This window comes from Micromonospora sp. URMC 107 (assembly GCF_051386315.1).
Lineage (GTDB): Bacteria > Actinomycetota > Actinomycetes > Mycobacteriales > Micromonosporaceae > Micromonospora.
The window spans coordinates 1-21,269 of sequence record NZ_JBPQTK010000108.1; the positions used below are offsets into that span (position 1 = coordinate 1).

Sequence of the window (21,269 nt, forward strand, 5' to 3'; positions counted from 1 at the left end):
CGCTCCGCCGTGGTGGTCAACCCGGTGAAGGTGGCAGACCTCGACGAGCTGCGTCGTACGGTCCACGACGCCCTCGCCGCAGCCGGCTGGCCCGAGCCGCTGTGGTTCGAGACGACGGTCGAGGACCCGGGCCGCGGCCAGACGGAGGAGGCGGTCGAGGCCGGCGTGGACCTCGTCTTCGCCTGCGGCGGCGACGGCACCGTGATGGCCTGCGTCAGCGGCCTGGTCGGCACCGACGTGGCGCTCGCCGTGCTGCCCCAGGGCACCGGGAACCTGCTCGCGGCCAACCTGGGCCTCTCGGGTGACCTGGCCGCCGGGCTGGAGGTCGCCGTCGAGCGTGGCCGCCGGCTGCTCGACGTCGGCGCGGTCGAGGACCAGTACTTCACGGTGATGGCCGGCATGGGCTTCGACGCCCAGATGCTCGCCGACACCTCGGAGACCACCAAGAAGCGGTTCGGCTGGCCGGCGTACGTCGTGGGGGCCGCCCGGCACCTGCGTGACCGGCCGATGAAGGTCTCCATCCGCATCGACGACCAGCAGCCGATCCGCCGCCGGGCCCGCTCCGTCCTCGTCGCCAACGTCGGCCGCCTCCAGGGCGGCGTACGCCTGCTCACCGACGCCGAACCGGACGACGGCTACCTCGACGTCGCGGTGCTCACCCCGCGTACGCTGCGGCACTGGCTCGCGCTCGGCTGGGCGGTCGTACGCCGGCAGGACAGCGTGCCCCGGATGGAGGTCTTCCGGGCCCGACGGGTGGAGATCACCAGCAACCGGCCCCAGCCCCGGGAGCTCGACGGCGATCTCATCGAGCCGGGCCGCACCCTCAAGGCCGAGATCCGGCGGCGGGCGCTGTGGCTCTGCGTGCCGCAGCCGGCGCAGGATCCCGACCTGGCCGAGGACGCCCGGGCGGCCGCCGAGCGCGGTGAGCAGCTCGTCGAGGAAGCGCGCCGTGAGTAGCACCCGGATGGTGCCGGAGACCCGGCTGATGTCGGACGAGGAACTCAACGCCGACGACGCCTGGCACACACTGCGCCGGCAGGGCGGCTGGCACCTGCTGCGGGACGCGTTCATCCGGTTCCGCTACGGCGACGGGTTCAGCCACTCGCGCGCCTTCGCGCTGCAACTCTGCCTCGCCGTGGTGCCGTTCCTGATCGCGCTGACGGGCCTGATCAGCGAACTCGGCGTGGAGGAGGGCGGCCGGGTGGTCGCCGACACGGTGCTCGCGCTGACCCCCGGGGCGAGCGAGCCGATGGTGGCCGAGCTGCTCGGCGAGGGGGACCGCACCGAACGCGCCGGGGAGCTGGCGCTCAGCCTCGGCCTGCTCACCGGCCTGGTCGCGCTGACCAGCACCATGGCCCAGATCGAGCGCGGCGCCAACCGGATCTACGGCGTGGAACGCGACCGGCCCGCGCTGTGGAAGTACGTCCGCGCCACCATCCTCGCCCTCACCGCCGGCGTGCCGGCGCTCACCGGGTTCCTGATCCTCGTCGGCGGCGGCCCGATGGGCGACTCCGTGCAGCGGCACTACGCGTGGGGCGAGTTCGCCAACGGCGTCTGGGACGTGGTGCGCTGGCCGCTCAGCCTGGGCCTGACCGTTATCGCCGTCGCGGTGATCTTCCGGCACGCCCCCCGCCGCAAGCAGCCCGGCCTGTCCTGGCTCTTCTTCGGCGCCGGCATCGCCACCGTGCTGTGGTGGGTGGCCAGCCTGCTGCTCGCCGCGTACGTGCGGTTCAGCGGCGGGTTCGGCCAGACGTACGGGGCGCTGACCGGGATGATGGCGCTGCTGCTCTGGGCCAACCTGACCGGCATGGCGCTCTTCGGTGGACTGTCCTTCGCCGCCCAACTCGAGGCGCTGCGCATCGGGGTGCGCGAGCCCGCCCAGCCCGACCTCTGGGAGCCCGAGGCCGAGCGCGAGGAGATCCACGACACCGGCGAGATGAGCTCGCTGTAGCTCCGCTTCGGACACCCCTCGGTGTACGCGGAGCGCCGATCGGGTATTGCGGCACGCCAGAAGCGAGAGGGAGGCTGCCGTGGGCGCGGTCAAAGAGGCGTTACGACGACCCTTGGGTCACTTCACCGAGCGGACCCTGGCCGGCCTGGCGATCGTGCTGGGTGCCGGGGTCGGCTTCGGGGTGCTCCTCGTGCTGGTCCGGACCCGGTGGTCCCCGCTCTACGACGTCGACCACGGCGTGGCCGCCTGGCTCAACGACCTGGTCGCCCCGCACGGGCCGCTGGTGACCGTGCTCAACGCGCTCACCGACCTCGGCGGGCGGGCGGTCATCATCTGGCTGGTGTCGGTCGCCGTGGTCGGCCTGCTGATCCGCCGGCAGGGCCGGCTCGCGGTGTTCCTGATCGTCACCGGGGTGGGCGCCCTCATCCTCGACCCGGCGCTCAAGACGCTGGTGAACCGGCTGCGCCCCGAGGTGGAGGTGCCCATCGGCAGCTACGCCGGGGACAGCTTCCCCAGCGGGCACGCGCTCGGCTCGATGGTCGCGTACGGGGCGCTGCTGCTGGTCTTCCTGCCGGCCATGTCGCGCCGCTGGCGCAGGCCCGCGATCGCCCTGGTCGCCGCCGTCGTGTTCCTCATCGGCCTGACCCGGGTCGCGCTGGGCGTGCACTTCGTCTCGGACGTGCTCGGGGCCTGGCTGCTCGGTGCCGCCTGGCTCGGCGTCACCGCGTACGCCTTCCGGCTCTGGCGGCTGGAGCGCGGCCGTCCGGTGCCGGCGTTGAGCGAGGGGCTCGAGCCGGAGGCCGCGCCCGACGTGGCGCCCGCGCCCGACGAGGCGCACCTGCTGCCGCACCCCCGGGCCGCCGTGTTCGAGCTGGTCGTCGGCTGGGTGCTGGTCCTCGGCGCGCTGTACGGCTTCGGCATGTTCGTCAGCTATTACGCCGACGGCACCTTCTTCGCCACCTTGGACACGGACGTGCCGAGGTGGTTCGCCGAGCACCGCACCCCCGGCCGGGACGACTTCAGCTACTGGTGGAGCAAGGTCGGCGACACGCACGCGATCCTGCTCATCTCACTGGTCTTCTGCCCGCTCGTGCTCGCCGTGTGGCGGCGCTGGCGGCCGGTGCTGTTCGTGGCGCTGACCATGTTCGGCGAGCTGAGCCTCTTCCTCGCCTCCGCCGCCGCGGTCGACCGGCCGCGTCCGCCGGTCGGCAACCTCGACGGGCCGATGCCGACCTCCTCCTTCCCGTCCGGCCACATCGCCGCCACGCTCTGCGTCTGGGTGGCGATCGCGGTGATCGTCTTCCCGCGTACCGACCGGTGGTGGCGGTGGGTCTTCGTGGCGCTGGCGGTCGTGATGCCGGCCGGCGTGGCGATCAGCCGGATGTACCGGGGAATGCACCACCCCACCGACTTCATGGGCGCGATCATCCTCACCACCCTCTGGATCGGGTTGCTCTACTGGGTGGTCCGCCCCAACGAGGACCTGCGCGAGGGCAACCGGCCGAGCATCGAGTCCGAGGACGTGCACACCCTCGACGACGAGCTGGCCAAGGCCGCCCGGGTGGACTGACGCCGCCGATGCTGCGGGCGATGACCTGGAACATCCGGACCGGAGGACGGGACTCCGGCGGCGCCGACCGCCGGAACCTGCTGGTCCGGGTCGTCGCCGCCGAGCGGCCGGACGTGCTGGCCCTGCAGGAGCTGCGGGACTTCGACTCCGGTGAGGTGCTCGCCGACTTCGCGGGCCGGGTGGGGATGCGTCCCCACCTGGCCCGTTCCTGCTTCGGCCAGCCGGTGGCGGTGCTGCTGCGGCCCCCGCTGCGCGCCTTCTCCGCGACCCGGGTACGCCGGCCGTTCCACCACGCCGCGCAGCGGGTGACCGTGGCGACCACCGCCGGCCCGCTGACGGTGCTGAGCGTCCACCTGGACCCGTACTCGGGGCTGCTGCGGCGCGTCGAGGCGGGCTGGGCCGCCGCCGCGCTGCGTCGCGCGCCGGGGGAGCTGGGGCTGTTGGCCGGAGACCTCAACACCCTCGACCCGGTCGCCGACCACACCGACCGCATCGCCCGGCTCCCGGCCGCGTACCGCCGCCGGCACCTGCGCCGGGACGGGCGGACGGTGGAGACCCGGGCGGTGGCCCGGCTGCTCGCCGCCGGCCTGGTCGACCTGTACGCGACGCCGGCTGGCCGGCGGCGGGAGGGGACGCCGCCCGACGGCGGGTTGACCGCGCCCACCCGGTACGGCGGCGGGGCGGAGTTCTCCGGGATGCGGCTGGACTATCTGCTCGGCACGGCTGCGCTCGCCGGCCGGGTGCGGGACTTCCGGGTGCTCCGGGGCGGCGCGACCGAGTACGCCTCCGACCACTACCCGGTCGTCGCGGACCTGGATCTCGACCCCGCCTGACCGCGCCCGCCGGACCCGTCCCGGCCTGACCGCCCCGGTCTGATCCGTCCCGGCCTGACAGTCCCGGTCTGACCGCCCGGCCCGCCTGGCCGCGCGGCCCACCCGGTGCGGCGCCGGGGCCGGGGCGGCGGTGCCGTTGCCGGTGCCGGCTACCGTGAGCCGGTGATCAACCCGTCGAGCCCGGAGCCGGGGAACGCCGGTGCCCCGCCCGCCCCGCTGCTGGTCGCCGTCGCCCGGGGAATCGCGCTCGTCGTGGTGGTGCCCCTGCGACTGGCCTGGGAGCTGGTCGCCGTGGTGGGCCGCTGGCTGCACCGCTGGCTGCTGGCGCCGGTCGGCCGGTTCCTGGACCGCTGGCTGCTGCGCCCGCTGGGCTGGCTGCTGCGGCACCTGGTGTGGCTGCCGCTGGTGTGGCTCGGCCGAGGGCTGGCCTGGCTGCTCCGGACGCTGGTCTGGGTGCCGCTGGTGTGGCTGGGTCGGGGGCTGGCCTGGCTGGCCCGGACGGTGGTGTGGCTGCCGCTGGCCTGGCTGGCGTACCACCTGATCTGGCTGCCGGTGCGCTGGCTGGCCCGGCTCCTCGCTCCGCTCGGGCGCCTGCTGGTGGCCGGGCTCGCGGCGCTCGGCCGGTGGCTGGCGGCGGTGGGCCGGGTACTGCTGCACGCGCTCGCGTGGGCGTGGTGGGCGGCGGGTCGGCTGCTGTGGTGGTGCTACGCGCTCACCCTGCGTCCGTTCGTGCTCGGGGCGGGCTGGCTGTGGCGTCACGCGGTCCGGCCGGTGGGGCGGGCGGTCGCCGCCGCGTGGCGGGCCACGGTGTCGCCGGCGGCCCGCTGGGTGCGCCGCGCCGTGCTGGACCCGGTCCGCCAGGCGACCCGCGAGGTGCTGACCGCCCTCGGCCTGCGCGGCTGACCCGCCGACGCACCGAGCGGTGCCGAGCGAGATCCTGGCGCCAAACGGCCCCGCCAGGGGCCAAGATCGCCGAAGTGGGCGGGCTACAGGAGCAGGTTGAGCAGGACGGTCAGGACGACCGACGCGACGATCGAGAAGAGGATCATCAGCAGGCAGCCCAGGCCGCCGCCGGCCGGACGGATCTCCGTGTTGCCGATGCGCATGTCGTCACCTGTTCGTCAGCGAGGGGGCGAGGAGGGCGCGGATCGCGTGAGCGACCTGCGCCGGGGCGGTGGTCACGACGTTGTGCGCGGCACCCGGCACGGTGACCGTACGGGCGTGCGGCACCAACTGGCCCACCTGCGCGCGCCAGGCCGGCGGCACGACCGGGTCCCGGGAGCCGGCGACCACCAGGGTCGGCGCGGCGATGCGGACCAGGTCCGCCTCGATCCCGTTGTGCACCGAGTGCGACAGCGTCGCGTGGACCCGCCAGGGGCGGGCGTCGAGGACGTCCCGGGCCAGGATCGGCGCCTGCAACGGCGCCTCCCGAAGGGTGTCCACGAGCCAACGTCCGAACTGTTCCCGCCGGGACCGGGCGGCCGGGTCGCTGGTCGGGCCCGCGAGCACCACGGCCCGGACCGCGTCGGGGTGCCGGGCGGCCAGCGCCGCGACGACCTCCGCGCCGAACGAGTGCCCGAGCAGGCAGACGGGCGGCATCCGGTACGCGGCCAGCCAGGCGGCCAGGTGCGCGGCGTGCTCGACCACGTCGTACGCGCGGCTGGGGCGCTCGGTCAGCCCGAAGCCGGGCAGGTCGGGCGCGTACACCGGATGGGTGTCGCCCAGCGCCAGGGCCAGCGGGGTCAGGTAGCGGTGGGACACGGCCAGCCCGTGCACCAGCACGACCGGGGTGGCGGCGGTGCCCGGGTCGCCCGCGCGGCGGGTGTGCGTACGCAGCCCGTCGACCAGCCGCCACTCGCTGGTCAGCCCGGCGGCCGGCTTCGGGGCGGCCAGCGCGAGGCGCAGCTCCGCGGGGCCGAACCGGCCCGGCGGGGTCGCCCGGGGCCGGCGGGTCGCTGTCGCCCTCACAGCTCGCGCAGCCTCGGCAGGAGCTGCTCCTGTGCCCAGTCCAGGAACATCGGCTGCGTCTCGCCGCCCACCTGCACGATCGCCACGTGGGTGAAGCCGGCGTCGACGAACTTCCGGAACGCCTCGACGTGCCGGTCCACGTCGGGTCCGCAGGAGACCCCCTCGGCCACGTCCTCCTCGCGGACGAACTGGGTGGCGGCGGCGAACGACTCCGGCCCGGGCAGGTCCGCGTTGACCTTCCAGCCCATCCCGAACCAGCGGAACTGGTCGTGCACGATCTTGCGGCACTCCGCCTCGTCCGGGCCGTAGCAGATGGCCACCTGGCCGTAGCGGGGCTGCCCGGCGCCGCCGGCCTCGTCGTACATCTCGATGATGTGCGGGTCGGGCTCGGTGGCGACGAGGCCGTTGCCGTACTCGGCGGCGAGGGTGACCGACTGGCGACCGGAGGCGGCGACGGCCATCGGCACCGGCCGGGCCGGCCGGTCCCACACGTAGGCGTCGGGCACGTCGTAGTGGTTGCCCGAGAACGTCAGCGTCTCCCCGTTGAGCAGGGGCCGGATGATCTGGAGGGCCTCCTCGAACATCTCGTGCCGCTGCTGCACGTGCGGCCAACCGCCGACCACGTGCTCGTTGAGGTTCTCGCCCGCGCCCAGGCCGAGGGTGAACCGGCCGTCCGAGAGCACCCCCACGGTGCTGGCCTTCTGCGCCACGACCGCCGGGTGGTAGCGGCGGATCGGGCAGGTGACGAAGGACATCAGCTCCGCCCGGCTGGTGGCGTGCGCGACCGCGCCGAGCACCGACCAGGCGTACGGGGAGTGGCCCTGGGAGTCCAGCCACGGGTAGTAGTGGTCGGAGATGACGAGCTGGTCGAAGCCGGCCGCCTCCGCCCGCACCGCGTAGTCGACCAGTTGCTTGGGGCCGGCCTGCTCGCACATCAGGGTGTAGCCGACGTTGACCATGGATGTCTCCTTCCGACCCGGGCGGATCATCCCCGGATACCCCTGTCCGGCCGGGTCAACCCTCGCGTCCGGTGTCGGCGGGCCGCTGCTTAACCGGTTCATTGCGTGACCGGCCGGACCCGCCTACGCTGATCCCTGCGCCGCCGGGAGCCGGGCGGCGGCTGTCGGGCTGCAGCCGCCATCCCCTGTGACGTCCCACCCCCACCTGGGCAGCGGGGGTCCTCCCTTTGAGGAAGGCCATGAAGAAGAGACTCTCCGCCGCCGGTGCGGCCCTGCTCGCGCTGCTGGTCGCCGTCCTGGCGTTCGGCCAGCCGGCGCGGGCCGCGACCGGCTTCTCCGTCGCCGACGGCAAGCTCTACGACGCCAACGGCAGCGAGTTCGTCATGCGCGGCGTGAACCACGCGCACACCTGGTACCAGCAGCAGACCAGCTCCTTCGCCAACATCAAGGCGCTCGGGGCGAACACGGTGCGGGTGGTACTCGCCAGCGGCCAGCGGTGGGCGAAGAACGACACCGCCGACGTCGCCAACGTCATCTCGCTGTGCAAGGCCAACCGGCTGATCTGCGTGCTGGAGGTGCACGACACCACCGGCTACGGCGAGCAGAGCGGGGCGGCCACCCTGGACCAGGCGGTCGACTACTGGCTGAGCGTCTCCAGCGCCCTCGCCGGCCAGGAGAAGTACGTCATCGTCAACATCGGCAACGAGCCGTACGGCAACCAGGGCTACGGCACCTGGGCGACCGACACCGCCAACGCGATCAAGCGGCTGCGGGCGGGCGGCCTGACGCACACCATCATGGTCGACGCCCCCAACTGGGGCCAGGACTGGTCGTTCACCATGCGCGACAACGCCGCGTCGGTCTTCGCGGCCGACCCGCAGAAGAACACGGTCTTCTCCATCCACATGTACGGCGTCTTCGACACCGCCGCCGAGATCAGCGACTACCTCGGCCGGTTCCGTGCCGCGAAGCTGCCGATCGTGGTCGGCGAGTTCGGCTTCGACCACTCCGACGGCAACCCCGACGAGGACACCATCCTCTCCTACAGCCAGGCCAACGGGATCGGCTACCTGGGCTGGTCGTGGAGCGGCAACGGCGGTGGCGTCGAGTACCTCGACATGGTCACCAACTTCAACCCCGCCGCCCTGACCACGTGGGGCCAGCGCATCTTCAACGGGGCGAACGGGATCAAGGCCACCGCGAAGGAGGCGACGGTCTTCGGCAGCACCCCGCCGACCACCCCGCCGCCGAGCCGGCGGTCACCTTCACCTCACCCTGGAAGCCGCCCTGCCACTGGTTGGTCACCGTGTACGTCGCGGTGCAGCCGCCCGGCGGCGGGGTGGACGGCGGCGGAGTCGTCGGCGGCGCGCATGGTCAGGTACCGCTGCTCGGGCAGGCTCGTGGTCAGGGCGGCGGCGGCCCGGTACGCGGCCACCGCCCGCTCCCGCTCACCGGCCATCTCGTGCAGGTGCGCCCGGGCGGCGGGCAGCCGGTGGTGCCCGGCGAGCCGGGGGTCGGCGTCCATGGCGTCCAGCGCCGCCAGGCCGGCGGCCGGGCCGTGCACCATGGCGGTCGCCACCGCGCGGTTGAGGGAGACGACGGGGTTGTCGGAGGCGCGCTCCAGCACCTCGTACAGGGCGAGGATCTGCGGCCAGTCGGTCTCGGCGGTGCTGGGTGCCTCGTCGTGCAGCGCGGCGATGGCCGCCTGAAGCTGGTACGGCCCGACCGGCCCGCGCGGCAGCGACCAGGTGACCAGGGCGATCCCCTCGGCGATGGCCGCCGCGTCCCACCGGCTGCGGTCCTGGTCGGCCAGGGAGATCAGCTCACCCGAGGGCCCGGTCCGCGCGGCGGCGCGGGCGTCGGTGAGCAGCATCAGCGCGAGCAGCCCGGCGACCTCGGCGTCGGAGGGCAGGAGCGCGCGCAGGGCCCGGGTCAGCCGGATCGCCTCCTCCGACAGGTCCACCCGGCGCAGGTCGGTGCCCAGGCTGGCGGTGTGCCCCTCGGTGAAGATCAGGTAGAGCACGTGCCGCACGGCGGCCAGCCGGGCCTCCCGCTCGGCGGGCTCGGGCATCCGGAACGGCATGCCCGAGCCGCGGATGCGCTGCTTGGCGCGGCTGATCCGCTGGGCCATGGTGGTCTCGGGCACGAGGAAGGCCCGGGCGATCTCGGCCGTGCCGAGGCCGCCGACCGCGCGCAGGGTCAGCGCGATCGCCGACGCCGGCGTGAGCGCCGGGTGGCAGCAGAGGAAGAGGAGCGTCAGGGTGTCGTCCCGGTCGGCGCCCAGCTCCTCGTCCGGCGGCGGCGCGGCGCGCCGGACGTCCGGCTCGCGGCGGGCGACGAGGTCCTCGCGTCGCCGCCGGGCCGTCTCGCCGCGGACCAGCTCGACCATCCGCCGGTACGCGACCTGGATCAGCCAGCCGCGCGGGTTGTCGGGCAGCCCCTCCACCGGCCACTGGGTCGCCGCCGCCAGCAGCGCCTCCTGCACGGCGTCCTCGGCGGTGGCGAAGTCGCCGAACCGGCGGGCGAGCACGCCGAGGACCTGCGGCGCCAGCTCGCGCAGCAGGTCCTCGACGGAGGGGGTGGCGTCCAGGCGTCACATCTCCTGCGGGGGCGCCGACATGACCGGGTGCACCTCGATGGGCATGTTCAGCGGCCGGCCGCCGGGGCCGGGCGCGGTGGAGATGTGCGCGGCGAGCGCGACGGCCCGCTCGGGGCTGTCGCAGTCCACGATCCAGAAGCCGGCGAGGAACTCCTTGGTCTCGGCGAACGGCCCCTCGGTGACCACGGGGGCGCCGCCGGCGCCCGCCCGGACGATCTTCGCCTGGGCCGGCCCGGCGAGCCCCTGGCCGTCGACGAACTCGCCGTCGGCGGCCAGCTTGGCGTTGACCTCGCCCATGAACCCGACGTGCGCCCGGATCTCCTCGGGCGTCCACGTGTCGATCGGGGGGAAGTCCGTGCCGGCGGCGCTGAACTGCATCAGCAACATGTACTTCACGTCTGGCTCCTCACGCCTGCGCACCATCATCGGTGCTCTCATCCGTCGGTAGAAGCCGGCGCTCCGGTTCTCGACATCCCGGCGGAGAAACTTCCGAGAAATTTCCCCCGCCCCTCAGCCGGCGGCGGTGACCTCCAGCAGCACGGTCTGCTCGGGGTGCAGGGCCGGCATCTGGAGCCCGACGGTCGCCAGCACCGCGCCGCCGAGGGTCACCCCGCCGTCGGCCAGCCAGCCCGGCCCGGTCAGCTGGAGGGTCGCCGGCTCCGGCACTCCCGCGACGGGCCGCACCGCGTACCGCCGGCGGGGGTCGAGGCCGGGGAGCCGGACCGACCCGGGCGCCTGGGTCACCGAGGTGGCCAGCCGGGCCACGGCGTACACCGCGTGGGATCCGCCGTGGGCGACCACGCCGTGCGCCCAGACGGCCGGGTCGGGATGGTCGACCCGGACCACCCGGCCGGCGTGCAGCAGCGGGCGGAGCCGCTTGTGCAGCGCGACCCAGGCGGCCAGCTCGCGGCGCCGCCCCGCGCCGACCGCGCCGATGTCCCACTCGATGCCGAGGTGGCCGAAGAGCGCGGTCGCCGCCCGGAAACCCAGGTCGTGCACGCGGTGGGTGGTATGCGAGCGCTCGGGCCCGATGTGGCTGCCGACCAGCTCGGGCGGGAGCAGCAGCCCCGTCCAGCGCTGGATGGCCAGCCGTTCCAGGGCGTCGTTGCAGTCGCTGGCCCAGACCCGGTCGGTGCGCCGCAGGATCTCCAGGTCCGCCCGGGCGCCGCCGGAGGCGCAGCTCTCGATCTCCACGCCCGGGTGGCGGCGGCGCAGCTCGTCGAGGAGCAGGTAGACGGCGCGGGTCTGCCCGTGCACGCCGGGGCGGCCGTGGTGGCCCGCCTCGGTCAGGTCCCGGTTGTGGTCCCACTTGAGGTAGCCGATGCCGGGGTGCGCGGCGAGCAGCGCGTCGAGGCGCTCCAGCAGGTACGCGTACGTCTCCGGGCGGGCCACGTCGAGCACCTGCTGGTGTCGCCACTCCGGCGGCAGCCGGCCCGGCGTCGACAGCACCCACTCCGGGTGGGCGCGGAACAGGTCCGAGTCGGGGTTGACCATCTCCGGTTCGACCCAGAGCCCGAACTGCATCCCGTGCCCGCGCACGTGCTCCACGAGCGGGTGCAGGCCGTCCGCCCAGACGGCGTCGTCGACGTACCAGTCGCCGAGGCCGGCGCGGTCGTGGCGGCGCCCCCGGAACCACCCGTCGTCGAGCACGAACCGCTCCACCCCCACCTCGGCGGCGTGGTCGGCCAGCGCGCGCAGCCGGTCCGGGTCGTGGTCGAAGTAGACGGCCTCCCAGACGTTGAGGGTGACCGGGCGGGGCGTGGCCGGATGCCGCGGGCGGGCGCGCAGGTGGGTGTGCAGGACGTCGCTGAGCCCGTCCAGCCCGGCGGCGGAGAAGACCGCGTGCAGCAGGGGAGTGGCGTACTCCCCGCCGGGGTCGAGCACCACCTCGCCGGGGGCGAGCAGCTCGCCGCCGCCGAGGACCGACTCGCCCGTCGGCCGCCGCTCGGCGAAGGTCACGTGGTCGCCGCTCCAGGCGGTGTGCACCGCCCACACCTCACCGTGGCCGAAGCCGAACCCGGCCGTGCCGGCGACCAGCAGCAGGGTCGCGTCGTGCCCGGTGCGGCCGTGCCGGCCCTCGCGTACCCAGGCGCCCATCGGCCACGGGTGCCGCTGCGGGGACCGTTCCCGGCACCACCGGCCGGTCAGGTCGAGCAGCTCGGTGGCGACCGCCGGCACCGGCAGGACCGGCGTCAGCTCCCGCAGCTCGTACGGGCGGTCGCCGGTGTTGCGCAGCCGGTGCCGCAGCAGCACCAGCCCGGTCGGGTCGAGCGTGATCTCGACGGCCAGCGACAGCGCCGCCGCGCCGTCGGCCGCCCGGACGGTGACCCGGGCGGGACCGCTGCCGTCGTCGGTCACGTCGACGTCGGTGAGGCGGAAGGCGGTGGACCAGTTCCGGCGGTCGCGGTGCCCGGCCAGCGCCGGCCGGCCGCCCCAGCCGGCGGCCGCCTCCGGCAGCAGGGACAGCACCGTCGGCGCGTCGAAGCTGCTCGGTACGACCGGCGCGACGGTGGCGTCGACCAGGGCGGACAGGTCGCCGGCGGGGACCGGGCCGAGGTCGGCGCCCCAGTGCGCGACCCGGGGCAGCCCCGGGCCGCGAGCGTCGAGCACCAGGCTGGTCCGGGCGCGGCGCAGGTGGACGATGGTCATCCCTTGGAGGCCCCCAGGGTCAGGCCCCGGACGAACTGCCTCTGCAACAGGAAGAAGATCACCAGGGTCGGGACGGCGACCAGCACCGAGCCGGCCGAGACGAGGTTGTTGTCGGTGAAGAACTCGCCGCGCAGGTTGTTCAGCGAGCTGGTCACCGGGAACTTGTCACCGGTGCGCATGAGCACGGTGGCCCAGAAGAACTCGTTGTAGATCCAGGTCACCTCCAGGGTGGCCAGCGCGGCGAGGGCCGGCCGGCACAGCGGCATCGTCACCTGCCAGTACTGGCGCCAGACGCTCGCCCCGTCGACCATCGCCGCCTCGTAGAGCTCGCGCGGCAGCGCCTTCATGTAGTTGCTGAGCACGAAGACGCAGAAGCCGCACTGGAAGGCGACGTTGACCAGGATCAGCCCCCAGTAGCTGTCGTAGAGCAGTTCCGAGTCGCTCATGAACGCCGGCAGCGGCACCTGGGTGAAGAGCCGGAACAGCGGGATGAGCAGGGCCTGCTGGGGCAGCAGGTTCGCCGCGGTGAACAGGCCGAGCAGGACGACGTTGGCCTTCCAGCTGAACCGGGCGATGACGAACGCCACGCACGAGGCGAGGAAGAGGGTCAGCAGCACCGCCGGCACCGTGATGTAGGCGGAGTTGAGGAGGTGCTTGCCGAACTCGGCGGTCCGCCAGGCGGTGACGTAGTTGTCGAGGGTCCACCCGCCGAGCGAGACGTAGCCGTTGGCGGCGGTGTACTCGTAGGAGCGCAGCGAGGTCAGCACGGCCCAGAGGATCGGGAAGAGCCAGCCGATCGCCACCGCCGCCAGGAACACGTGCAGCACCACCCGGGCCGGGCGCGGCGGCGGGCGGCGCCGGGTCGCGGGGGCGCTCGGGTCCTCCGTGGGCACGGTCGCGGTGCTCATCGGCGTCCCTCCCGCAGCACGGTCGCCAGGTAGACGCTGATGAAGACCAGCGAGACGACCAGCATGACGGTGGCCAGCGCCGAGCCGAAGCCGATCCGGCTCGCCTCGCCCACCACGTTCTGGGTGACCAGCGCGGAGAGCAGTTCCAGGCCGTTGCGGCCCTTGTTGACGACCCAGACCAGGTCGAACGCGCGCAGCGACTCGATCACCGTCACCACCAGCACGATGATGTTGACGGGCCGCAGGACCGGGAAGACCACCCGGAAGAACGTGCGGCCCTCCGACGCGCCGTCCACGGCGGCGGCCTCCCGCAGCGACGGGTCGACGCCCTTCAGCCCGGCGAGGTAGAGCAACATGATGTAGCCGACGTGCCGCCAGCCGGCGGCCACCAGCACGGCCCAGATGTTGACGCCCGGGTCGCCGTACCAGTCGACGCCGGTGCCGAGGACGGCGTTGAGCAGGCCCTGGTCGCGGGAGTAGAGCAGCTGCCAGACGAAGCCGATCAGCGCCAGGGAGAGCACCACCGGCAGGTAGAGCGCGGTCTGGTAGAACCGGGTGCCGCGCAGCTCCTTGTCGAGCAGGACGGCCAGGAACATGCCGAACGGGGTGGCCACCACGAACAGCGCCGCCAGCCAGAGCAGGTTGTTCCGCACCGCCGGCACGAACGGCGGATAGTTCTGGACCACGTCGGCGTAGTTGCGGCCGCCGACCCACTCGATGTCGCCGACCGGGCCGATGCCGTCCCAGTCGGTGCCGGAGAGCAGCACGGTGGCTCCCGCCGGCAGCCAGACCAGCCCGACGACGAGCAGCAGCGGTACGGCCACCATGAGCGCGACGACCACGCGGTCGGTGCGGGACAGCAGCCGTACGCGCCGGCGGCGACCACCCGTGGCGGTGGTGGTGGCGGCCGGCGGCGGCGCGGCGCGATCCCCTTGTGTCAGGGGCAGGTCGGACACGGTGTCCTCACCCTCTCGCCGTCAGTCGGTGAAGATCGACTTCTTCTGGTTCTCGACGCTGGACGTCAGCCCGTCGATGTCCTTCGGGTCCTTGATGAACTGCTGGAACGCCGGGATGATCACCGTGGAGGCGAAGTCCGGGCGGGTGTCGCGGTCCAGGAACTGGGCGACCTCGGTGGCCGAGCCGACCAGCTCGGCGGCCTTCCTCTGCAGGGCGCTGTAGCCGCTGGTGTCGGCCTCGCTGTTGGCGACCAGCGTGCTCGGGTCGTTCTTGACGGTGATGTCCGCGGCCGCCTTCGAGCCGACGAACTCCAGCAGCTTCCTGGCGTTGGCCTCCTGCTTCGGCTTGCGGGCCATCATGTAGCCGTCGATGGGCGCGTCCAGGGCCCTGGCCCCGATCGCCGGGTCGATCTCAGGGAAGGTGAAGAAGTCGAGGTCGGTCAGCTCGCTGTCGTCGAACTGCTGGCCGACGAAGAGGCCGAGCAGGTACATGCCGCTCTTCTTCTGCTGCAACGACTGGGCGGCCTCCTGCCAGGTCCGGCCGAGGCTGTCCGGCTGGTGCAGGGGCAGCAGGCCGCGCCAGGTGTCGAAGACCTTCTTCACCTTCCCGGAGGTCCAGGACTCCTTGCCGGCCATCAGGTCGATGTGGAACTGGTAGCCGTTGATCCGCAGGTTGAGGATGTCGAAGGTGCCCATCGCCGGCCAGCCGTCCTTGTCGGCGAAGGCGATCGGGGTGAGCCCGTCCTTCTTCATCTGCCCGGCGAGCGCGGTCAGGTCGTCGAGGGTCTTCGGCACCTGGTAGCCGTTCTGCTGCCAGACCGACCTGCGGTAGAAGACGGCCCACGGGTAGTACGACGACGGCACGAAGTACTGCTTGCCGTCGTCGCCGGTCGACGCCTTGCGGAACGCGTCGGACATCCCGGAGAGCCTGCCCCAGACGTCGCTGAGGTCGCTCGCGAGACCCCGGGCGGCGAAGAACCGCATCCGGTAGCCGGCGAACCACATGAACACGTCGTCCGGCTTGCCCTGGAGGTAGTTGTTGATGTTCTCCTGGAACGTGTTGTGGTCGACCGTGTTGACGGCGACCTCGATGCCGGACGAGGTCCGGAACCCGTCCATGACCTTCGCGACCACCTCCTTGGGCTTCGGGTCGGACTGGTTGGAGCCCAGCGACACCGTGCTGGCGTCGGACCCGCCGGAGTCGGAACCGCAGCCGGCGAGCAGACCCGTGCCGAGCAGCGCGGTGGTGCCGGCCAGCAGCGAACGACGGTCGAGGCCGGCCACGGAGGGGGGTACGAGCCGGGCGAGGTACTCGGCTCGGGTGCGGGGACGGGACATGGTGCCTCCTGCTGACGAAGAGGTGCCCGAGGGCCGTCGGTGGCGGTGCCCCGGCAATCGTGATCACGCAACGGGATCCATCGCGAATCCACATTGACGAACACGAATTGCCAGTGGCGCCTCAAGCTACTCGTCCCCCGGGCGCTGTCAAGGGGGGACGGCAATGGCCCGACATTCCGGCCGCGACAAGGCCGTCGCGCGGTAGGCGTTGTCAAGGTGATCGATGTTGGAACGTGTTGACTCGGCTCCGCCGTCCGGGCACGCTCTGCATTCATGCGGCGATGGCAGGGCGAGAAGATGTGGTTCGGCGCCGACTACAACCCCGAGCAGTGGCCCGAGTCGACCTGGACCGAGGACGTCGCGCTGATGCGCCGGGCCGGGGTCAACCTGGTGTCGGTGGGGATCTTCTCCTGGGCGCTGCTGGAGCCCGCCCCCGGCGCGTACGAGTTCGGCTGGCTGGACCGGGCGCTCGACGTGCTGCACGGCGGCGGGATCTCGGTCGACCTGGCGACGGCCACCGCCAGCCCGCCACCGTGGCTGGCCCACCGGCACCCGGAGACGCTGCCCCGGCGCGCCGACGGGGCGATCCTCTGGCCGGGCGGCCGGCAGGCGTACTGCCCCAGCTCGCCGGTGTTCCGCGAGCGGTCGCTGGCCCTGGTCGAGGCCCTCGCCACCCGCTACGCCGAGCACCCCGCGGTGGTGATGTGGCACGTCTCCAACGAGCTGGGCTGCCACAACGTGCACTGCTACTGCGACGTCAGCGCCGAGGCGTTCCGCCGCTGGCTGCGCGAGCGCTACGGCGACCTGGACGGGCTCAACGACGCCTGGGGCACCGCCTTCTGGAGCCAGCGGTACGGCGACTGGGCCGAGATCAACCCGCCGCGTACGGCGCCGACCTTCGCCAATCCCACCCAGCAGCTGGACTTCCTGCGCTTCTCCTCGGACGAGCAGCGCGCCCAACTGCGCGCCGAGCGCGAGGTGCTGGGCCGGCTGGTCCGGCAGCCGGTCACCACGAACTTCATGATCAGCACCGGCAACAAGTACCTCGACTACCACTCCTGGGCCTCCGACGTGGACCTGGTCGCCAACGACCACTACCTCACCGCCGCCGACCCGCGCGCCCACGTCGGTCTCGCCCTCGCGGCCGACCACACCCGGGGCGTGGCCGGCGGCGCGCCGTGGCTGCTGATGGAGCACTCCACCAGCGCCGTCAACTGGCAGCCGCGCAACGTCGCCAAGGTCCCCGGTCAGCTGCGCCGCAACAGCCTCGCGCACGTCGCGCGCGGCGCGGACGGGGTGCTCTTCTTCCAGTGGCGGGCCTCCCGCGCCGGGGCGGAGAAGTTCCACTCCGCGCTGGTCCCGCACGCCGGCCCGGAGACCAAGGTGTTCCGCGAGGTGTGCCGGCTCGGCGCGGACCTCGCGGCCCTCGCCGAGGTACGCGGCAGCCGGGTCGACGCCGAGGTGGCGATCCTGTTCGACTACGAGGCGTGGTGGGGCGCCGAACTCGACTCGCACCCCACCGTCGACGTCGCGTACGCCGACCGGCTCGCCGCGCTGCACGACGCGCTGTGGCGGGCCGGGATCACCGCCGACGTCGTGCACCCGTCGACCGACCTCGCCCGCTACCGGTTGGTGCTGGTCCCCACCCTCTACCTGGTGCGCGACGCGCACGCGGCGGCGCTGCGCGCGTACGTCGGGGCCGGCGGCACCGCCCTGGTCACCTACTTCAGCGGCATCGTCGACGAGCACGACCACATCCGCCTCGGCGGCTACCCCGGGGCGTTCCGGGAGCTGCTGGGCGTCCGCGTCGAGGAGTTCTTCCCGCTGCGGGCGGGGGAGCGGGTCACCCTGGACGACGGCTCCGTCGCCGACGTGTGGACGGAGTGGCTGCATCCCGAGGGCGCGCAGGTGCTCGCCGCGTACGCCGACGGGCCCCTGCCGGGCGTGCCGGCGCTGACCCGGCACCCGGCCGGCGCGGGCGCGGCCTGGTACGTCGGCACCCGGCTGGACGCGGCGGCGACGGACCGGCTGGTCGCCCGGCTGGTGGCCGAGTCGGGCGTACGCCCGGCGGCGCGGGTCCCCGCCGAGGTGGAGGTGGTCCGGCGGCGCGCCGGCGACCGCAGCTGGCTCTTCGTCGTCAACCACACCGACGCCGACGTCCGGCTCGACCTGACCGGCGTGGAGCTGCTGACCGGCGCGCACTGCGCCGGCGACGTGGTCGTGCCGGCCGGTGAGGTGGCGGTGGTCCGCGAGGAGCCGCCGGCCCCCACGCCCCGACGGTGACGGCCCCGAGGCGTCCCGGCGGCCGGCGCGGCCGGCGGACACCTGCCTCGCCGGCCCCGAAATGGGGTCGCGCCTGACGTCGCCGGTCGCGATCCTTCCACCGTGGATCAGCACTCACGCGACATCGTCGAGCACTACACGTTGCGGTACCGCGAAGACGCCCGACTGGATTCCCGGCCGCAGGCGCGGCTGGAGCGCACGCGGACGAGGGAACTCCTGCGGGAACTGTTGCCGCCCGCGCCGGCCCGGGTGCTGGACGTCGGCGGCGGACCCGGCGTCTACGCGCGGATGCTCGCCGCCGCCGGTCACCGTGTCCGTCTCGTGGATCTGGTGCCGGGCCACGTGGCGCAGGCCGCCGGCGGTCAGCCCCCCGTCGACGCGGTGGTGGCCGACGCCCGCGCGCTGCCCGAGGAGGACGACCACTACGACGTCACGTTGCTTCTGGGCCCCCTCTACCACCTGGTGCGCGGCGAGGACCGGCTGAAGGCCCTGGGCGAGGCCGTGCGGGTGACGCGCCCGGGTGGCCGGGTCGTCGCCGCGGCGATCTCGCGTTTCGCCGGACCGATCGACTTCGCCGCCACCGGTCGGCTGACCGGGGAGGCGGTCCAGGAAGCTCGGGCGTTGCTGACGAACGGGGTGAACGACCCGCGCAGCAACTTCACCCCGGCCTACTTCCACCGGGCCGAGGAACTTCTCGACGAGTGCCGGGTCGCCGGCCTGACCGACGTCGTGGTGCACGGACTCGAAGGACCGGCCTGGACGGCCGCCGAGGCCGCGGCGAACGGGCCGCTGGCCGAGGTCGTCTTCAGCGGCGCGTTGGACCTCGCCCGGGTCTACACCAGCGAGCCCGCGCTGATCGCCGCGAGCGCACATCTCCTCGCCACCGGGCTGGTCCCGACGGGAGGCGGGCGACAGTCAGCGGTCCGATAGCCCGCAGCCCACGCCGGGTGTGCTCGTCGGCGGGCGCGCCCTCACAGGCACTTCACAGCGCCCCCGGTTAGGGTCCCGGGAAGTCAGCGACCGGCTCCAGGGTGGAGCGCGGTGTCTTTGCGCGGGAGTTCAGATGGTCTTCAAGAAGATGTTGAGCGCGTTCGGCGTGGGCGGGCCGAGCGTCGACACCGTCCTGACCAACCCGAACACCCGGCCCGGCCTGACCCTGGAGGGCCAGGTGAACCTGCTCGGCGGTGACGCGCCGGCCAACATCGAGCAGGTCGTGGTCGGCCTGGTCACCCGGGTCGAGATCGAGGGCCACGACACGGAGTACGCCGGCGTCATGGAGTTCCACCGGCTGCCGGTCAGCGGCCCGCTCCAGCTCGCCCCGAAGCAGCAGCTCGCCATCCCGTTCCAGCTCCCGGTGCCGTGGGAGACCCCGATCACCGACGTCTACGGTCAGCGGCTGCGCGGCATGACGATGGGGCTGCGCACCGAGCTGGCCATCGCCCGGGCGGTGGACAAGGGCGACCTGGACCAGGTCAACGTGCACCCGCTGCCGGTGCACGAGCGGATCCTGGAGGCGTTCCAGCGGCTCGGCTTCCGGTTCAAGCACGCCGACCTGGAGCGCGGCCACATCCGGGGCACGCAGCAGACGCTGCCGTTCTACCAGGAGATCGAGTTCTTCGCCTCGCCCCAGTACGCGGGCACCATCAACGAGGTCGAGCTGACCTTCGTCACCAGCCCGCACGGGGTCGAGGTCATCCTCGAGTGCGACAAGCGCGGCGGCTTCCTCACCGCCGGGCACGACGTCTTCGGCCACTACCGCGTCTCGCACAACGAGGCCGACCGGACGGACTGGGCCCAGGTGGTCGACGGCTGGCTGCGCGAGACGACGTCCCGCTACGGCAGCCTGCGCGGCGCCCACGGCTTCGGCGGGCACGGGCACGGTCACGGTCACGGCCGGGGGCCCGGCATGGGCGGCATGGTGGCCGGGGCCGCGCTCGGGGTCGCCGGGGGCATGATCGCCGGCGAGATGATCGAGGACGCGTTCGAGGGCGACCTCGGCGAGGACTTCGGCGGCTTCGAGGAGTAGGACCACACACGACGGTGGCCTCCGGGACTCTCGTCCCGGAGGCCACCGCGTTGCGTGCAGCCCGGTCAGTGCCGAGCCTTGCGCTCCTCACCACTGCGCCAGTTGCTGCCGGCCTTGGCCAGACCACGGCTACCCAGGTATCCGATGGTCAGCAGCGTGACCATGAACCAGGCGTTGTCGGCCCGGAAGATGTCCACCCCGGTCGTGTTCCGCCCGACCAGCTGCGAGGCGGCCAGCACGCCGATCACGGCCGCGATGTAGACCCAGAACTCGGTGGTCCGCAGCGACGGCTTGGTCTCCGTGCCGGGCGCCTGCATGGGCTCCCGGTGCCCGTCGTGCATCATCGGCATCGGGCGGGTGGGCGTCTCCTGGATGGCCCGTTCCTGCATCGCGCGGTTGGGCGCGTCCTGCGTCGGCCGGTTCATCGGCCTGGTGGAAGCAGCCTGCGTGCTCATCTTGTCCTCCTCAGGATGCGATGAGTCGTACCTGCGTTCCCTCGCCCCGCTACCGCGTGTCGGCCACGGCACGGTTCGCGTTCATGGCGGGGGCACCCGCCGTCTACCCGAGCTGGCGGGGGCAGTAACCCCACGGCTGACGGAAAAGGTCGCCACCGCGGGCCCGCGCCCCGGAAGGGCAACGTCGATCATGCAGTTGTGGTGGGGTGCAAAACGCCCGAACGGGCATCCAGCCGGCACCACGACTGCATGATCGACCGAGGCGTGGGCGGGGGCGTCGGGGCGGGTTTGCCAGCCCGGCCCTCGGGCACGCAATCCGGACCGACACTTCTGCGAGGTGATGGACGTGCGCGAGGACGACATGCGACAGGACGCCGCCCGGCAGGCCGAGGACCGGATCGCCGGCGGCGTGTACGGCGAGGGCACCCTGGACGAGGTGACGGTGCCCCCCACCGACGTGCAGCGGGTCATCCAGGACGAGGACCCGGACGACCCCGCCCACGTCCCGGTCGACCCGGAGGTGCTGCGGGACGGCGGACCCACCCGGGGTCAGGGCGCGGTCACCACGACCGGCGGCACCGCCGGGCCGGCCAGCGTGCGCCGGGTGGCCCGGCAGCCGGAGCAGCACCGCGGCAAGGTGGCCCCGACCACCACGGGCGACGCCACCACGGGCGGCCTGAGCACCCCGGCGGCCGGCTCCACCAGCGACCAGTCCGGCCCCGCCAGCCAGGTGGGCGACTTCACCCCGGACTGACCCACCCTGTCTCTTATACA

19 protein-coding genes and 1 pseudogene are annotated in these 21,269 nt (G+C 73.3%); 10 read left to right on the forward strand and 10 right to left on the reverse strand.

Annotated elements, in window-relative coordinates:
• The 5 genes from ACSNN9_RS21790 to ACSNN9_RS21810 form a co-directional block, all read left to right on the forward strand.
• Positions 1 to 957, forward strand: a 957-nt coding sequence (locus tag ACSNN9_RS21790) for a diacylglycerol/lipid kinase family protein (RefSeq protein ID WP_436675127.1), incomplete at its 5' end; no start/stop codon positions are given.
• Positions 950 to 1,951 carry a YihY/virulence factor BrkB family protein gene (locus tag ACSNN9_RS21795; RefSeq protein WP_436675128.1) on the forward strand — a complete coding sequence of 334 codons (1,002 nt, stop codon included), beginning with the start codon at positions 950 to 952 and terminating at the stop codon, positions 1,949 to 1,951. The genes ACSNN9_RS21790 and ACSNN9_RS21795, both read left to right, overlap by 8 nt.
• A 79-nt stretch (positions 1,952 to 2,030) precedes the next feature.
• Complete coding sequence (locus ACSNN9_RS21800) at positions 2,031 to 3,521, forward strand: phosphatase PAP2 family protein (protein WP_436675129.1); 1,491 nt, start codon at positions 2,031 to 2,033, stop codon at positions 3,519 to 3,521.
• Between the two features lie 8 nt (positions 3,522 to 3,529).
• The gene (locus ACSNN9_RS21805) at positions 3,530 to 4,354 is read left to right on the forward strand and encodes an endonuclease/exonuclease/phosphatase family protein (protein WP_436675130.1); all 825 of its coding nucleotides are present in this window, start codon (positions 3,530 to 3,532) and stop codon (positions 4,352 to 4,354) included.
• Positions 4,355 to 4,516: 162 nt separating this feature from the next.
• Positions 4,517 to 5,257 (forward strand): hypothetical protein, encoded by a 741-nt coding sequence (locus ACSNN9_RS21810; protein WP_436675131.1) that lies wholly within the window; start codon positions 4,517 to 4,519, stop codon positions 5,255 to 5,257.
• 207 nt (positions 5,258 to 5,464) lie between these two features.
• On the opposite strand, the gene ACSNN9_RS21815 is transcribed toward ACSNN9_RS21810, so the two are convergent.
• Together ACSNN9_RS21815 and ACSNN9_RS21820 are read right to left on the reverse strand one after the other, a co-directional pair.
• On the reverse strand, positions 5,465 to 6,322 hold the full coding sequence (locus tag ACSNN9_RS21815; RefSeq protein WP_436675132.1) for an alpha/beta fold hydrolase: 858 nt from the start codon (positions 6,320 to 6,322) through the stop codon (positions 5,465 to 5,467).
• On the reverse strand, positions 6,319 to 7,281 hold the full coding sequence (locus ACSNN9_RS21820; protein ID WP_358091731.1) for a TIGR03557 family F420-dependent LLM class oxidoreductase: 963 nt from the start codon (positions 7,279 to 7,281) through the stop codon (positions 6,319 to 6,321). Before ACSNN9_RS21820 ends, ACSNN9_RS21815 begins: the two co-directional genes overlap by 4 nt.
• A 383-nt stretch (positions 7,282 to 7,664) precedes the next feature.
• Here ACSNN9_RS21820 and ACSNN9_RS21825 point away from each other — a divergent pair.
• Positions 7,665 to 8,315: pseudogene (locus tag ACSNN9_RS21825) on the forward strand (cellulase family glycosylhydrolase); the annotation flags it as partial.
• Between the two features lie 154 nt (positions 8,316 to 8,469).
• Here the strand turns inward: ACSNN9_RS21825 and ACSNN9_RS21830 are convergent.
• The 7 genes from ACSNN9_RS21830 to ACSNN9_RS21860 form a co-directional block, all read right to left on the reverse strand.
• Positions 8,470 to 8,586 carry a hypothetical protein gene (locus ACSNN9_RS21830; protein WP_436675142.1) on the reverse strand — a complete coding sequence of 39 codons (117 nt, stop codon included), beginning with the start codon at positions 8,584 to 8,586 and terminating at the stop codon, positions 8,470 to 8,472.
• Complete coding sequence (locus ACSNN9_RS21835; RefSeq protein ID WP_436675143.1) at positions 8,552 to 9,871, reverse strand: RNA polymerase sigma factor; 1,320 nt, start codon at positions 9,869 to 9,871, stop codon at positions 8,552 to 8,554. Before ACSNN9_RS21835 ends, ACSNN9_RS21830 begins: the two co-directional genes overlap by 35 nt.
• A 3-nt stretch (positions 9,872 to 9,874) precedes the next feature.
• The gene (locus ACSNN9_RS21840) at positions 9,875 to 10,267 is read right to left on the reverse strand and encodes a YciI family protein (RefSeq protein WP_436675144.1); all 393 of its coding nucleotides are present in this window, start codon (positions 10,265 to 10,267) and stop codon (positions 9,875 to 9,877) included.
• A gap of 123 nt (positions 10,268 to 10,390) precedes the next feature.
• Positions 10,391 to 12,529, reverse strand: coding sequence for an alpha-galactosidase (locus tag ACSNN9_RS21845; RefSeq protein WP_436675133.1), 2,139 nt, complete (start codon positions 12,527 to 12,529; stop codon positions 10,391 to 10,393).
• A complete protein-coding gene (locus ACSNN9_RS21850) occupies positions 12,526 to 13,437 on the reverse strand; it encodes a carbohydrate ABC transporter permease (RefSeq protein ID WP_436675134.1) in 912 nt (303 codons plus the stop codon). Before ACSNN9_RS21850 ends, ACSNN9_RS21845 begins: the two co-directional genes overlap by 4 nt.
• Positions 13,434 to 14,393 (reverse strand): carbohydrate ABC transporter permease, encoded by a 960-nt coding sequence (locus ACSNN9_RS21855; RefSeq protein WP_436675135.1) that lies wholly within the window; start codon positions 14,391 to 14,393, stop codon positions 13,434 to 13,436. Before ACSNN9_RS21855 ends, ACSNN9_RS21850 begins: the two co-directional genes overlap by 4 nt.
• Before the next feature lie 21 nt (positions 14,394 to 14,414).
• Positions 14,415 to 15,731 carry an ABC transporter substrate-binding protein gene (locus ACSNN9_RS21860; protein WP_436675136.1) on the reverse strand — a complete coding sequence of 439 codons (1,317 nt, stop codon included), beginning with the start codon at positions 15,729 to 15,731 and terminating at the stop codon, positions 14,415 to 14,417.
• Between the two features lie 273 nt (positions 15,732 to 16,004).
• Here ACSNN9_RS21860 and ACSNN9_RS21865 point away from each other — a divergent pair, with 273 nt between their 5' ends.
• From ACSNN9_RS21865 to ACSNN9_RS21875, 3 genes are all read left to right on the forward strand, one after another.
• Positions 16,005 to 18,014, forward strand: a complete 2,010-nt coding sequence (locus ACSNN9_RS21865) for a beta-galactosidase (RefSeq protein WP_436675137.1) — start codon at positions 16,005 to 16,007, stop codon at positions 18,012 to 18,014.
• Between the two features lie 102 nt (positions 18,015 to 18,116).
• Positions 18,117 to 18,944: a class I SAM-dependent methyltransferase gene (locus tag ACSNN9_RS21870; RefSeq protein WP_436675138.1), complete on the forward strand. Its 828-nt coding sequence runs from the start codon at positions 18,117 to 18,119 to the stop codon at positions 18,942 to 18,944.
• A gap of 133 nt (positions 18,945 to 19,077) precedes the next feature.
• Positions 19,078 to 20,040, forward strand: a complete 963-nt coding sequence (locus tag ACSNN9_RS21875; RefSeq protein WP_436675139.1) for a sporulation protein — start codon at positions 19,078 to 19,080, stop codon at positions 20,038 to 20,040.
• Between the two features lie 65 nt (positions 20,041 to 20,105).
• Here ACSNN9_RS21875 and ACSNN9_RS21880 read toward each other — a convergent pair whose 3' ends face one another.
• Positions 20,106 to 20,495, reverse strand: coding sequence for a hypothetical protein (locus ACSNN9_RS21880; protein WP_436675140.1), 390 nt, complete (start codon positions 20,493 to 20,495; stop codon positions 20,106 to 20,108).
• 346 nt (positions 20,496 to 20,841) lie between these two features.
• Here ACSNN9_RS21880 and ACSNN9_RS21885 point away from each other — a divergent pair, with 346 nt between their 5' ends.
• Positions 20,842 to 21,249, forward strand: a complete 408-nt coding sequence (locus ACSNN9_RS21885) for a hypothetical protein (RefSeq protein WP_436675141.1) — start codon at positions 20,842 to 20,844, stop codon at positions 21,247 to 21,249.
• Positions 21,250 to 21,269 lie beyond the last annotated feature (20 nt).